Raw genomic sequence first — 11,754 nt, 5'->3', positions numbered from 1 at the left:
AATAACCTTACAACGTTCTAAAGCTTGACGCTACCTGAGGCATCTCGACTGAGAACCAATATATGGAAATAAATCTCTGCCTTTTCATTTTCCATTGATTTAGCACCAACAGGACATTCCTCAACACAGATTCCACACCCTGTGCATTTTTCCTCATCAACCCAGGGCATTTTTAGGTCTCCCTTCTTTGTAGCAGCATATAAAAGGAACTCGAATCATCTCACCTGTATCTGATATCTATTATCTGCCCTACACCTACATTTATGTAATTCATCTGATATTTCTCCTTAAAAACTGCTCTCGCTGCATCGCCTGAACAATGGCAGGGCCCTACATTACGCACGCCTGCTTTTTTCAAACTGTACACAATTTTTTCCAGTTCATCTTTGCTTTTCCCACTCAGGTGAAAACCCCCCAGAAGCAGAAAGATATCCTCTTTAAAAATATCTTTCGCTTTATTGACTATATTGACAATACCGGGGTGCGCGCATCCTGTTATTAATATTAAACCTTCATACGTGTGTATAATCAAAGACTGTTCTTTTATCAATACCCCAAGTTCACCAGTAGAATAAACATTGTCGCATATCTTCACAGGACGCTGAATTTCAATGATTTTTATCCCGTGACCTTTAACCTCATTTTTAAAACTTTCAGGAAAAGATTTAGGCACACAAACAGTAACTTTATTATTGTTTTCAATAATATTCCATAACCCTCCCACATGGTCATTATGAATATGTGATAGAAAAATCAGACTTATTTCCGTCGGATCAATTGTTAGTGACTTCATATTTCTTAACAACAGGAACCCGTCTCCGCCTGTATCAAAAAGTATAGTTTTTTCTATTACCTTTACAAGACAGGAAAATCCCCACGCAGTTTTTAATCCTGCTTTATATGGATTATTGTCATATACAATCGTTATGCTTATATTTCTCATTTATTCCGAAAATTCAGCTATTACAATTGTATGATCCGATGGCTTTTCAGCAAGTCTCGGAGCGATGTCTATCCATGTTTTGTTACATTTCTTTGCAAGCGGTTTGGTTGCTCAACTGTTTTTTGAGTATTTTTGACTATATATCTGCCTTTCCTGCTACTCCTCCCACCTTATGGCACCTACAGGGCATGATTCGATTGCTTCCTGAACATTGCAACTATCAATAGCATTAGGATTCTTAATCCGCGCTTTGCCGTTTTCTCCAAGTTCGAAAACATCCGGACAAAGTGAAACGCAAGTCTCACACCCTTCACATAAGTCTTCATCAATTACTAATTTTTTTGCCATTTTTTCTCCTCCTTTTATCTGTTTTCCCTAAGATACTACTCTTTTTAAATAAAATAATAGAACTCAAAAAGATAAAGCATAAATTTTTTATAATATTTTGTTGTCTATCTTCATATTGATTTTTTCTACTAATATAAATTTTTTCATATGCACTATTTTTTCATTGAGTAAGAATAATATTTTTTCCCATTATATTGCTTTTCTTGTAACCCACCTGCATCTTTCAGGCAATTCACCCAGTTTTTTGCATTAGTCTCAGAAATCCCAAGGACGTTCGCTATATCTATAATTGTCAACGGGCGTCTTTTAGCCATTTCTACAATGGCGCCTTCAACATTTTGTGTTTCAGCAACTCTTTCACCATGAAATTCTGCAATAACCTCACAACTTGTAGCTAAAAAGTTTTTTGCAGCAATCATTTCATCTTTGTTAAGTGGCTTTGCATATATTTCGGACGGGGGCCTTACAACTGTATTGAGATAAACCTTATCCGGATGTATTTCGGATATGGCATTTCTTATCATAGATAGCTCTTTTGCATTATTGTTAATATTTCTTATCAACATAACTTCAAGCCAAATCTGGCCATTGTAAATCTTTCTGAATCGTTTTAGACCGGCAATAATTGCTTCGATTTTCAGGGAACTATGAGGTCTGTTTATCTTTTTAAATATTTCATGGGAGGCGGCATCAAGAGATGGCAAGATAACATCTGCGCCTACCAGATCATACTGAACATCATCTGCGGAAATTAATGTACTATTGGTAAGAACCGCTACCGGGATATTTGTTAATTCTTTTATATCTCTTATAAAAACACCAATGTCTGAATTCAGTGTTGGTTCTCCAGAGCCTGAGAAGGTTATATAATCTATTTGATGTTCCTTGCTTAAAACTTCATTGATTTCTCTCAGAACATTATCTCTTTGAGCATAATGTTTTCTATTTATGCTTTTTTTAGTTGTCCTCCCGAGCTGACAATATATGCAATCGAGGGTACAAGTTTTATAAGGGACTAAATCCACCCCCAGGGAAAAACCTAACCTTCTCGAAGGTACAGGACCATAAACATATTCCATAATTACTTAATCCTCTCCCATAAAGAAGATATAATATTCGATATCCCGTTCGTACAGTGTTCAACAAAAGGTATTCCCTGAACAATTGATTCGCTCACTTTTCTGGAAAATGGTATTTCTGCCATCAATTCTATTCCTTCTTTATCACAGAGTTTTTTAATTTCCTCGCTATTAGCCGTATTAATATCAAATTTGTTTATGACTACTTTGGTAGGAACACCGAAATGTTTTGATACCTGAACAACTCTTTGCATATCATGAATGCCGGAAAGAGTAGGTTCGGTCACAATTAAAGACAAATCGACACCAGTTATGGAAGCAATGACTGGACAGCCAATGCCCGGAGGACCGTCAATGATCACGTAATCCATTCCTTGCTTCTCGGCAATCTCTTTTGCTGTCTGCCTCACTTGCGTCACCAGTTTCCCGGAATTTTCTTCAGCAATACCCAATTTTGCATGGACAAGAGGCCCATATTTTGTATCAGAAACAAACCATTCTCCCGAAACATTTTCTTCGAGTGTAATCGCACCTTCAGGACAGACATAACTGCAAATTTTACAGCCCTCACATGATACTGGATCAACTACAAAATTTTCACTTATGGCGTCAAACCGGCAAACAGAAATGCACTGGCCGCACTGCTGGCATATTTCTGAATTAATCCGGGCTGTCACCCCGCTTCTGAATTCGTGTTTCTCCCTCGTCTCAGGGTGTAACAAAAGATGCAAATCTGCTGCATCCACATCACAATCCACCATAACCTTATTTTTGGCCAAAACTGCAAAAGATGCGGTTAGTACAGTTTTTCCTGTTCCACCTTTGCCACTAATTATTACTATTTGTTTCACTTTGCTCTCCCTTTCACAGATAGCTCATTTTCAATATGGTTAAATACCTGCTGGAAATTCTGAATGTATTCTTTCTTTTTTTTGACCAGAGGAATTCCTTCAGAATACAAAAATGCAATGTCCCTGTCAAAAGGGATACGCATCAGCACAGGAATACTATTCTCTTTACAGAAAATATCGACCTTTTGATCTCCAATATCCGACCGATTCAAAACTACGCCGAAGGGGATGGACATCTTCTTCACAACCTCTACCGCCAGGATTAAATCGTTCAAACCAAAGGGTGTTGGTTCTGTCACAAGTATACAGTAGTCACTTCCTTTTATTGAGGCAATAACAGGACATGAAGTGCCTGGTGGAGCATCAATGATAACCGTTTTACTGACATCAATATATTCCTTTACCTGTTTGATCAGTGGCGGTGACATTATTTCCCCGATATTCAGCTTCCCGTGTATAAAATCAATGCTTCCGCTTGCCCCCCTTTCAACAACCCCTATCTCTTTGTTTACTTCTCTTATTGCCTGCTGAGGGCATAAGAGACTACATCCACCACAACCGTGACAAAGATGTGGGAAAATTAATATACCACCCCTCGAATCTTTATCTTTCGGGAATACTGCTATTGCATTATAGGAACATACATCCCTGCACTTTCCGCAATAATCGCATCGGGATTCATCAACCTCCGGTATCGGTATTGATGCAATACTCCTTTGTTTAATCAAAGGATTTAAAAACAGATGGGCATTTGGTTCCTCAACGTCACAATCAAGAAATTGCACATTGTTCAATGCTAAAGCCAGATTCACTGCAAACGTGGTTTTTCCGGTACCACCTTTTCCGCTTGCGACAGAAATTATCATTTTTCTCTCCCGAAATATTTTTAAAATACAATTTTGATTTCTAATTAAGGAAATTCTTAAAGAAAATTATTTATCACAAGGTCTTGTTTCACAGGGCGTACTACGTCCACAACAGCTCTGTTCTCTACCACATTGTGGAGTCAGATTGCTGCCCATAGGATAGTTAGTCCTGGACCCCTTTAAAATGAAACCGCTACCGCCTGTTATTACTTTTCTTGTTCGTCCTTCGCATTTAGGACAGTTCACAAGCGGGGCTTCTTTCATAGAATGCTGAATTTCAAAGGAATGCCCACATTGTTCGCATTTATATTCATAATTTGGCATATAAGCTCCTGAATCTTTTATTTGTTTTTATCTTCTAAAGAAAGTAAAGGCTTGATTATTCCATCAAAAGCCTTTGCAGTTTCAGAACTCAAATTGTACTGAAGATAAGGCCTTCCGCTGTCGCCAGCTTCAACAACATGCGGGTCGAGAGGAATACTGCCTAAAAAAGGAACCCCCATTTCTAAAGCCATTTCTTTTCCTCCACCGACTTTGAATATATTTATAGTCTTGCCGCAATCAGGACAGATAAAACCGCTCATGTTCTCAACAACTCCAAGCACAGGGAGATTTACATGTCGACAAAAAGTGATAGCTTTACGTACATCTATGAGTGATACGTCCTGAGGTGTAGTAACAATGACTGCACCGTCTGCATTCTCAATCAATTGGACCACCGACATAGGTTCATCACCTGTACCAGGAGGAGAATCAACAATTAAATAATCCAGATATCCCCATTTTACATCTGTCAGAAAATCTCTTATCAATTTGTGTTTCAGAGGTGCCCTCCATATTACTGCATCATTCTGGGAACGGAGTATAAAACCAATAGACATAACTCTCAGATTATCATTATATACAATTGGTGCAAGCCCTGTTTCTGTTCCTCTGAGTGTATTTCCTTCTAAGCCGAGCATCTTTGGAATACTCGGACCATGGATATCAACATCCATTAAACCAACTTTCTGCCCTTTCATCGAAAGTGCAACAGCAATATTTGTCGCTACAGTGCTCTTTCCAACACCTCCTTTTCCAGATAGCACAATAACCTTATGCTTTATCCTGCTTATATTGTCCTGCAGGGCAAGCTTCTCCCGTATTTCCTCGATCTCCTTTTCGCTTGGCAAATTCTTGGTAGAACATTTCAAGCCACTTTTACTCTCTTGGTCATTGCTCATATTTCACTTCTTCTCCTTTCTCTTTTCTCATATGAATATTACCCACTTCACAATTTCTATACATTTCGAGTATCGCCCTGGCAAAACAAATATCATCAGGAAGCTGACATTTACCCATGGTCTTTTGTTCCACCAGGTTCCCGAAAGTATTCAATTCTGCTAATATGGCATAGATATCAAAGAGCAACTTCCTAAAATCTCCCGGTAAATCGCTGTTTCTCTTTATCGACCTTTCAAAGTCAATAAAAAACTCTTTTGCGGTATCGATACTTCCGGCAAAAGTACTGCATCTTTTACACACTGGATCATTTTTTAATTCTGCCAGCGCATTAAAAATAAAACTCAGTACCCTCAATGAACTAACATGGTTCTCTTTGAATATCGTTTCTTTAATCATCCCCTTACCATCTTGCCCCCGCATTTAGGGCAGTTCACGGAATAGCATGGTACCCCCGGCTGGTGTGTAACTTTTTCTCCGCATGACGGACATACACAATAACCTCCAGGGCCAGCACCTGACCTCGTTCCACCCATCCTGCCTCGACCTCCTCCTCTTCCTCTTCCCATACCTCTTCCTCCACCTTGTCCTGCTGATCCTTGTCCTTTTCCAAATGGCATTTTTTACCTCCTATTTTATTTGCTTGCTGGCATACCAGAATGAGATGCAGATGTAGGGCCTTTAGCAGTTTTATAATCACCCTTGTTATATTTTTCTATTGCCTCTTTTATACTTCCTGATACACCGGTGATAACGTCAAGTCCTGCAGCATTTAATGTCTGAAAGGCATTTGGTCCAACGTTACCTGTTAAAACTGCCTTGACTTTTTTCCCTACTACAAATTGACCTGATTGTATTCCCGCACCTCCCATTGCATCTATGTTTGGATTTTTTATAGCCTCAAATTCCATTGTTTCAGTATCAACAATAATAAAATACTGGCATCTCCCGAATCTTGGGTCAACTTCTGAATCTAAAGAATTCCCCTGTGAACTTATACATATTTTCATAAAATCACCTCTATTTGTGTTCGCATTTTTTATGTATCTTTTCGTGTGGATGGTTACATTCAGTCTTATCCAGACCATATCCTTTTCCAGCACCAGGCTTACAAAGACTTTCACCACCTTTCAAAATACCATCTTTGATTTTTTCTATTACATCGTTAATTTTTCCAGTTACTCCGAGTATCGTCTGGATACCTGCCTCCTCGAAAAAACCTCTTGCACGCATACCCATCCCTCCTGCAACAATACATTCAACGCCTTTCTGATGCAGGAACTGAGGTATGTATCCAGGTTGATGTCCGGGATTTTCTATTATCTCTTGTTGTAAGAGTTTGCCATCCTCTATATTCAGTATTGTGAAAAAAGGACATCTCCCAAAATGAGCAGATACAAAATCGCCATCTGTAGATATTGCTATCTTCAATCTTTAACACCTCCTTTCTATAATGTTCAGAAATAAAAGAAACTTCATCATTGCGAGTGCTCAGGCACCAGCAAACTCTGAAGGGGGAATAAAGTCTGCACTCCCTGCACCCGCAATGATTCTTGTAATAAAGATTATTCGTTTTCAGATCCCTTGCTTTTTTCTATTTTGCTAATACGACTCTGAATTTCATCAAGTTCTCTCTTGAGAAGATCAGCGTGATCTCTAAGCATATCTATTTCTTCTTGAGCTGTTAAGCCCGCACCGTAAGGATAGCCATATCCTGGCCAGCCAGGCATGCCAGCAGCCCAGAACCGATTCCTTAATCCACGACCTCCACCGAACCAGCCGCGTCCTCTACCCCAACCACGACCAAATCCGTAAAAACCTCTACCTAAAACAGGATTTGCGTAACCAGGCATGCCGAATCCACTGCAATATCCTGCTCCTCTTCCTGTTCTTGGTCCTAAGCCCATAGGTCCTGTCCTGTCTCCAAATGGCATTTTACTTCACCTCCTTTCTTTATTTATGATGACAATAATTAATTTATTATTAATGATAATCATTTTCATTATGAATCAAAAAATTTTTATCCTTTACCTTTACATTTTTCACATAATCCATAGAACTGAATAAGATGGTTACTTATTTTAAAATTATATTTTTTTGAAAGTCCCTTTTCAGTTCTCTTTAATAATTCAATTTCTTCATCAATGAAATCTGTATAATCAATAATCCTTCTGCAACCTGTACAGATAAGGTGATGATGGTGCCCTATACTTTTAGGACCCTCGGATAATTCATATCTTGCCCTACCATCACCAAAATCAAACTTAAAAACAAGACCCATTTGCACAAGCAATTCAAGAGTCCTGTAAACAGTTGTAAGCCCTATAGCTGGATAGACCTTGTGAACTGTCATATATATTTCTTCTGCACTAAGATGATCAGTCGTTTTACTTAAAACATCGAGAATAATCTGTCTCGGCATTGTGAGCCTATAACCACAACCTCTAAATTTTCCCTGTAGCCAGGGTGGTCCTGTTCCATTTCTCCAAGGCATAAACTTATCCTTTATTAGTAAGAATGGGTGCCGAGTATAACCTCTTTTTCAAATTTTGTTTCAATTATATTTTTCAGATCTTCAAGATTAATAGGACATTTTGCTGTTCGAGTAGCAGTAACAACACATGTCCCGATATGAACAGCGTCAAAATCTCTGTTAAACAATTTACCCATATCCATCATAAGTTTCAGCTTCGGTATAACAAGGCCAGGACATCCTCCGCAATCATCCATTCCAATGACTTCAATTTCATAATCTTTCCACCGCCCATACTCACCATTTCTCTCGGCAATGCCTTTAAAACACTTAAGACATCCACCAACACAACTTGTTCCCTTAATATTTTTGCATGCTATGATAGCTATATTTTTTTTGCTCATAATGGCTGCCTCCTTTTATTGATAATGATTTTCATTATTAATAACATAAATATTTTTTTTTGTCAATCCTTAACTTGAAAAACATTTAAAGTTTCTGGATTATTCGGCCGAGAGATATAACCTTCAAATAAAAATTTATAATAAACCTTCCAATTTTAACTTTAGGATGTTACAATGGTAATGTAAAAAAGAGCTTTTTCTTGGCAAGAAGACTAATTATTATTTATTACTCGAAGCATTAGTTGGAGATTAAATGCAGAGGTTTAAGAGATTTATCGGTGCAGAGATTATTTCAGAAAATCTTAATAAGCCGGAAAAGTTAATCAATTATGGAATTGTTTGCAAGACATTGCCAACATCATTGGATGAATTCGACGAGATAGAACTTTCTTTAAGTCCAGCAAATCAAGAAATCGTCTTATGTGTGGCAGTACTCGAAGGAAAAATTAAAAGAATAATGTTTGTGCAGGTTGATAAGGAAAATCCTGATGAATGCAGACCACTTACGCAAGAACAGCTTGTAAAACTCTTAGACGAGTATGGAAAACGTTTTGTTGATTTTTTTGAATATATTAGCCAGTGAAAATGATTAGATAAAAACCTGTCCGGCCTAAATATGACCACAATTGACCACAATAAAAGATATTCGGCAAATTATTTGAATAAATCATTACAATTTATTCTACTATAAAATACTGATTATGATATAATATAAAATTATAATTTTATATCGCGATTTTTAGATATCTAAATAAAAATAAATACTTGTATTACAAAAAACAGGAGGACAAAAAATGGAACTTGATGATTTAATTCCAATATCTGAATGGGAAAAAATTGCCAACGATATTCATAACAGATTCGGATTCAATGGAACAGTATATAAATCTGATAACTTTATTCTTTCAAAATCTACTTCACCAGCTAACAATTTATGCCCTGTTATAAAAGGAAGTAAAGATGGTGTTATAATTTGTTCGTCTGCTCAGCAAAGGCTTTCAAAAATAGCCAGAGATAGCAATAAATTGGCAATTGGAGAATGCGATGCCGGTTTTACAAAGTTTGTAATCCCAATTTTTGTTAATGGTAAATTTTTAGGTATGATTGGAGGCTGTGGTTGTCTGATTGATCAATCATCTGTTGATAGCTTTTATGTCGCCAAACTTCTTGGAAAAGACGAAAAAGACATCAAAGATTTATCAGAAAATACACCTCGGCTTACTTCTGACGAATTATCAGAAGCAATTTCTTATACACAGGAACACCTTAAGAGAATCTTGAAAAATAATACTTAACCCGAAAGTTCATTTTAGATATCTGAAAATAAAAGAATCTTTTAATGTGCTGATTCGTAATCTGGATGATCGTACATTATAGCCATACGGTTTACAATAAAACGATAAGCAACAACCAGCATTGCCACCACACCAAGTGAAAGAGCAATCTCACTCCATAATGGATAGTATTTTTGTGAAGCAGGAATCTGCCAGTTATATGCAATAATAGATACATTCAACCTGTTTAAAATAACTCCGAGTGCTGTTAAAAAACCAGTAAATCTAACAAGTTTTGCCTTCCCCTTTCTTGCAGCGTGTGTGAATAGAAAAGCTGGCAAAAGAACAAATCCAAGCATTTCTACTAAATACCAGTAACCGTATGGAGTATTTATATACCCCCAGTTATTGTAGTGAGCAAGATCAAAGATTTTTAAGATCAGATAAATAAATAAAGCTGAAGCTGTTGCTTTTCCGAGACCAATTGTTTGTCTATCAAATTTAGCCTGGTCAAAATGCTGAAGTTGTCTTTTAAAAACCTTATGTGTAATTGTGCTTTCAACAATCACCATGGATATTCCAGCAAAAATAGCTGATAAAAGGAAAAAAACTGGCAGTAGCATTGAATACCAAAGGGGATGAAGCTTGCCCGGGGCAACAAGGTATAAACCGCCAAGTGCCGATTGATGGCCACCAGCAATTATTACACCGAAGATAGTTGCCCAGATTGCCAGCTTAGTAAAAAATTCGCGAACTTTTCTTAGATTTAACCATTCAAATAGCGCTGGTGCCCATTCAATTAGACAGATATTTATATAAAGGAAGAAATGCCAGCCGATTAAAAACAGAATTGACGCAAAACCCCATGACCAACCAAGAAGGTAAGGAATACGATAATAGCGACCCAGATCAAACATAAGCGCAAAAACAGCAAATATGTATCCCAGAAGGCTGGAGAGGATAGCAGGTCTTACAAAATGATGATATTCTTTCATCCCGAACAAATGAACTGCTGTCCCGAGGGTAAGCCCGGGTGCTGCTAAAGCGATTCCGACAAGTATATCAAAACCAATCCATAATCCCCACGGATAGTTATCTGAAAGATTTGTTGAAGGCCCGAGCCCAAAAATTAGTCGATAAATCATAACACCAACTCCGAGGCCAATAAAAGCACCTGCAACAAGATTACCAAAATTAAAATTACTGATAATATAATCTCTCGGTGTCATCCCGAGAAGTATTTTTTCTCTAAACCAGGAATTAGTGTTTTGCGCCATGGCTTTCTCCTTTCTTCTCTGAAGATGTGTCATGGCTCGAGGTATGTTTCTTACGAGCTTTTGATATCGCATAGTATGCACCGAAAACGAGTGGCCAGGCACCAACAATCTCAAACATCTTTACCGCAAAAAGATACCCCTTGCTTGTTTTCGGGATCGGTGTTTCTCCTATATCTGTCTTAAAACCGATTTGGTTGAAAGGAACAGATGAAAGATATAACCAACAAGTTCCACCCACTTCACGTTCTCCGTAAACATGTTCAACATATTTACCAGGATTGTTTCTTATTCTCTCATGCGCAAGCTTTATTAATTCGCTTCTTTTACCAAAAGTCATTACTTCTGCTGGGCATATCTCTACACATGCAGGGACTACACCTTCTGTTGTAATCCTGTCGTAGCACATGGTACATTTCGTAACTTGAGGATTAAGTGGTTCATTATACTCATATGCTGGCACATCGAAGGGGCAGGCTATCATACAATAACGACATCCTATACAAACACCTGGATTATAGAGTACCGAACCCTCGGAGGTTTTTCTGAAAGCATCAACAAAACATGCTGATAAACAGCCTGGCTCTTCACAATGCATACACTGTCTCTTGACATATATGGGTTTACCATCTTTTGGGCTATAGTAGCGGTTCACTACTGTAAAGTTCTGCGCATGCATCCTTCTTATATGATTAAAGACAGAATCTGTCTGAGATACTGATGCTTCAAATTCTTGTATAGGCCTATTCGGATTCTTATTCCATTCATTGCATGCCCATTCACATCTTCTACATCCAATACAACGTGTTGTATCAACAAGAACACCATAACGATCTTCAGAAATAATGCCTTTTCTTTTCTCCCAAAGTTTCCAGTTCTTTTCATTAGCGACATTCTGAGCATAAGCTTTTGAACTCGTACCGATTAACGCTGAGCCCGCGATTATGACGCTCTTTTTAAAGAAGTCCCTTCTATTAATTCCCATACATCTGCCTCCGGGCTAATATTTTGTTTCCTTATT

At 37.8% G+C, this 11,754-nt stretch carries 19 protein-coding genes; 2 read left to right on the top strand and 17 right to left on the bottom strand.

Annotated features, from left to right (window positions below; all coding sequences use genetic code 11):
• Positions 1-17 precede the first annotated feature (17 nt).
• The 15 genes from HXY53_03540 to HXY53_03470 all read right to left on the bottom strand — a co-directional run bounded on the left by HXY53_03540 (position 18) and on the right by HXY53_03470 (position 8,185).
• Positions 18-170 (bottom strand): 4Fe-4S binding protein, encoded by a 153-nt coding sequence (locus HXY53_03540; GenBank protein NWF75639.1) that lies wholly within the window; start codon positions 168-170, stop codon positions 18-20.
• Positions 171-220: 50 nt separating this feature from the next.
• Positions 221-943, bottom strand: coding sequence for an MBL fold metallo-hydrolase (locus HXY53_03535; protein NWF75638.1), 723 nt, complete (start codon positions 941-943; stop codon positions 221-223).
• A 156-nt stretch (positions 944-1,099) separates the two neighbouring features.
• Complete coding sequence (locus tag HXY53_03530) at positions 1,100-1,291, bottom strand: ferredoxin (GenBank protein NWF75637.1); 192 nt, start codon at positions 1,289-1,291, stop codon at positions 1,100-1,102.
• A gap of 152 nt (positions 1,292-1,443) precedes the next feature.
• Positions 1,444-2,370: a radical SAM protein gene (locus HXY53_03525; protein NWF75636.1), complete on the bottom strand. Its 927-nt coding sequence runs from the start codon at positions 2,368-2,370 to the stop codon at positions 1,444-1,446.
• A 2-nt stretch (positions 2,371-2,372) separates the two neighbouring features.
• Positions 2,373-3,221 carry a P-loop NTPase gene (locus HXY53_03520; protein ID NWF75635.1) on the bottom strand — a complete coding sequence of 283 codons (849 nt, stop codon included), beginning with the start codon at positions 3,219-3,221 and terminating at the stop codon, positions 2,373-2,375.
• Positions 3,218-4,087: a P-loop NTPase gene (locus HXY53_03515; GenBank protein ID NWF75634.1), complete on the bottom strand. Its 870-nt coding sequence runs from the start codon at positions 4,085-4,087 to the stop codon at positions 3,218-3,220. Before HXY53_03515 ends, HXY53_03520 begins: the two co-directional genes overlap by 4 nt.
• A gap of 66 nt (positions 4,088-4,153) precedes the next feature.
• A complete protein-coding gene (locus HXY53_03510) occupies positions 4,154-4,411 on the bottom strand; it encodes a zinc ribbon domain-containing protein (protein ID NWF75633.1) in 258 nt (85 codons plus the stop codon).
• Between the two features lie 17 nt (positions 4,412-4,428).
• Positions 4,429-5,310, bottom strand: coding sequence for an Mrp/NBP35 family ATP-binding protein (locus HXY53_03505; GenBank protein NWF75632.1), 882 nt, complete (start codon positions 5,308-5,310; stop codon positions 4,429-4,431).
• Positions 5,300-5,707, bottom strand: a complete 408-nt coding sequence (locus tag HXY53_03500; protein NWF75631.1) for a hypothetical protein — start codon at positions 5,705-5,707, stop codon at positions 5,300-5,302. Before HXY53_03500 ends, HXY53_03505 begins: the two co-directional genes overlap by 11 nt.
• Positions 5,704-5,928, bottom strand: a complete 225-nt coding sequence (locus tag HXY53_03495) for a hypothetical protein (protein ID NWF75630.1) — start codon at positions 5,926-5,928, stop codon at positions 5,704-5,706. Before HXY53_03495 ends, HXY53_03500 begins: the two co-directional genes overlap by 4 nt.
• A gap of 15 nt (positions 5,929-5,943) precedes the next feature.
• Complete coding sequence (locus tag HXY53_03490; protein NWF75629.1) at positions 5,944-6,318, bottom strand: NifB/NifX family molybdenum-iron cluster-binding protein; 375 nt, start codon at positions 6,316-6,318, stop codon at positions 5,944-5,946.
• Positions 6,319-6,328: 10 nt separating this feature from the next.
• Positions 6,329-6,739 (bottom strand): dinitrogenase iron-molybdenum cofactor, encoded by a 411-nt coding sequence (locus HXY53_03485; protein NWF75628.1) that lies wholly within the window; start codon positions 6,737-6,739, stop codon positions 6,329-6,331.
• Between the two features lie 134 nt (positions 6,740-6,873).
• Positions 6,874-7,242, bottom strand: coding sequence for a DUF5320 domain-containing protein (locus tag HXY53_03480; GenBank protein NWF75627.1), 369 nt, complete (start codon positions 7,240-7,242; stop codon positions 6,874-6,876).
• 86 nt (positions 7,243-7,328) lie between these two features.
• Entirely contained in the window at positions 7,329-7,802 is a 474-nt protein-coding gene (locus HXY53_03475; protein ID NWF75626.1) for a transcriptional repressor, read from the bottom strand.
• A 14-nt stretch (positions 7,803-7,816) separates the two neighbouring features.
• Positions 7,817-8,185, bottom strand: coding sequence for a CGGC domain-containing protein (locus HXY53_03470; GenBank protein ID NWF75625.1), 369 nt, complete (start codon positions 8,183-8,185; stop codon positions 7,817-7,819).
• Between the two features lie 253 nt (positions 8,186-8,438).
• On the opposite strand from HXY53_03470, the gene HXY53_03465 reads away from it, so the two are divergent.
• Together HXY53_03465 and HXY53_03460 are read left to right on the top strand one after the other, a co-directional pair.
• Positions 8,439-8,768, top strand: coding sequence for a hypothetical protein (locus HXY53_03465; protein NWF75624.1), 330 nt, complete (start codon positions 8,439-8,441; stop codon positions 8,766-8,768).
• Between the two features lie 211 nt (positions 8,769-8,979).
• Positions 8,980-9,480 carry a PocR ligand-binding domain-containing protein gene (locus HXY53_03460; protein NWF75623.1) on the top strand — a complete coding sequence of 167 codons (501 nt, stop codon included), beginning with the start codon at positions 8,980-8,982 and terminating at the stop codon, positions 9,478-9,480.
• A gap of 41 nt (positions 9,481-9,521) precedes the next feature.
• On the opposite strand, the gene nrfD is transcribed toward HXY53_03460, so the two are convergent.
• Complete coding sequence (nrfD, locus tag HXY53_03455) at positions 9,522-10,736, bottom strand: polysulfide reductase NrfD (GenBank protein NWF75622.1); 1,215 nt, start codon at positions 10,734-10,736, stop codon at positions 9,522-9,524.
• Positions 10,720-11,718 (bottom strand): 4Fe-4S dicluster domain-containing protein, encoded by a 999-nt coding sequence (locus HXY53_03450; GenBank protein NWF75621.1) that lies wholly within the window; start codon positions 11,716-11,718, stop codon positions 10,720-10,722. The genes nrfD and HXY53_03450 overlap by 17 nt, the downstream gene beginning before the upstream one ends.
• Positions 11,719-11,754: the final 36 nt, after the last annotated feature.

The sequence above is a fragment of the Nitrospirota bacterium genome (assembly GCA_013388455.1).
Classification (GTDB): Bacteria; Nitrospirota; Thermodesulfovibrionia; order Thermodesulfovibrionales; family SM23-35; genus JACAFF01.
The sequence above is the reverse complement of the archived record's forward strand: the minus strand, read 5'-3'. Positions and strand labels throughout refer to the sequence as shown.

Coding starts and splice junctions, on each gene's coding strand:
- HXY53_03540 (NWF75639.1), bottom strand. CDS start 170: ATGCCCTGGGTTGATGAGGAAAAATGCACAGGGTGTGGAATCTGTGTT.
- HXY53_03535 (NWF75638.1), bottom strand. CDS start 943: ATGAGAAATATAAGCATAACGATTGTATATGACAATAATCCATATAAA.
- HXY53_03530 (NWF75637.1), bottom strand. CDS start 1,291: ATGGCAAAAAAATTAGTAATTGATGAAGACTTATGTGAAGGGTGTGAG.
- HXY53_03525 (NWF75636.1), bottom strand. CDS start 2,370: ATGGAATATGTTTATGGTCCTGTACCTTCGAGAAGGTTAGGTTTTTCC.
- HXY53_03515 (NWF75634.1), bottom strand. CDS start 4,087: ATGATAATTTCTGTCGCAAGCGGAAAAGGTGGTACCGGAAAAACCACG.
- HXY53_03510 (NWF75633.1), bottom strand. CDS start 4,411: ATGCCAAATTATGAATATAAATGCGAACAATGTGGGCATTCCTTTGAA.
- HXY53_03505 (NWF75632.1), bottom strand. CDS start 5,310: ATGAGCAATGACCAAGAGAGTAAAAGTGGCTTGAAATGTTCTACCAAG.
- HXY53_03500 (NWF75631.1), bottom strand. CDS start 5,707: ATGATTAAAGAAACGATATTCAAAGAGAACCATGTTAGTTCATTGAGG.
- HXY53_03495 (NWF75630.1), bottom strand. CDS start 5,928: ATGCCATTTGGAAAAGGACAAGGATCAGCAGGACAAGGTGGAGGAAGA.
- HXY53_03490 (NWF75629.1), bottom strand. CDS start 6,318: ATGAAAATATGTATAAGTTCACAGGGGAATTCTTTAGATTCAGAAGTT.
- HXY53_03480 (NWF75627.1), bottom strand. CDS start 7,242: ATGCCATTTGGAGACAGGACAGGACCTATGGGCTTAGGACCAAGAACA.
- HXY53_03475 (NWF75626.1), bottom strand. CDS start 7,802: ATGCCTTGGAGAAATGGAACAGGACCACCCTGGCTACAGGGAAAATTT.
- HXY53_03470 (NWF75625.1), bottom strand. CDS start 8,185: ATGAGCAAAAAAAATATAGCTATCATAGCATGCAAAAATATTAAGGGA.
- HXY53_03465 (NWF75624.1), top strand. CDS start 8,439: ATGCAGAGGTTTAAGAGATTTATCGGTGCAGAGATTATTTCAGAAAAT.
- HXY53_03460 (NWF75623.1), top strand. CDS start 8,980: ATGGAACTTGATGATTTAATTCCAATATCTGAATGGGAAAAAATTGCC.
- nrfD (NWF75622.1), bottom strand. CDS start 10,736: ATGGCGCAAAACACTAATTCCTGGTTTAGAGAAAAAATACTTCTCGGG.
- HXY53_03450 (NWF75621.1), bottom strand. CDS start 11,718: ATGGGAATTAATAGAAGGGACTTCTTTAAAAAGAGCGTCATAATCGCG.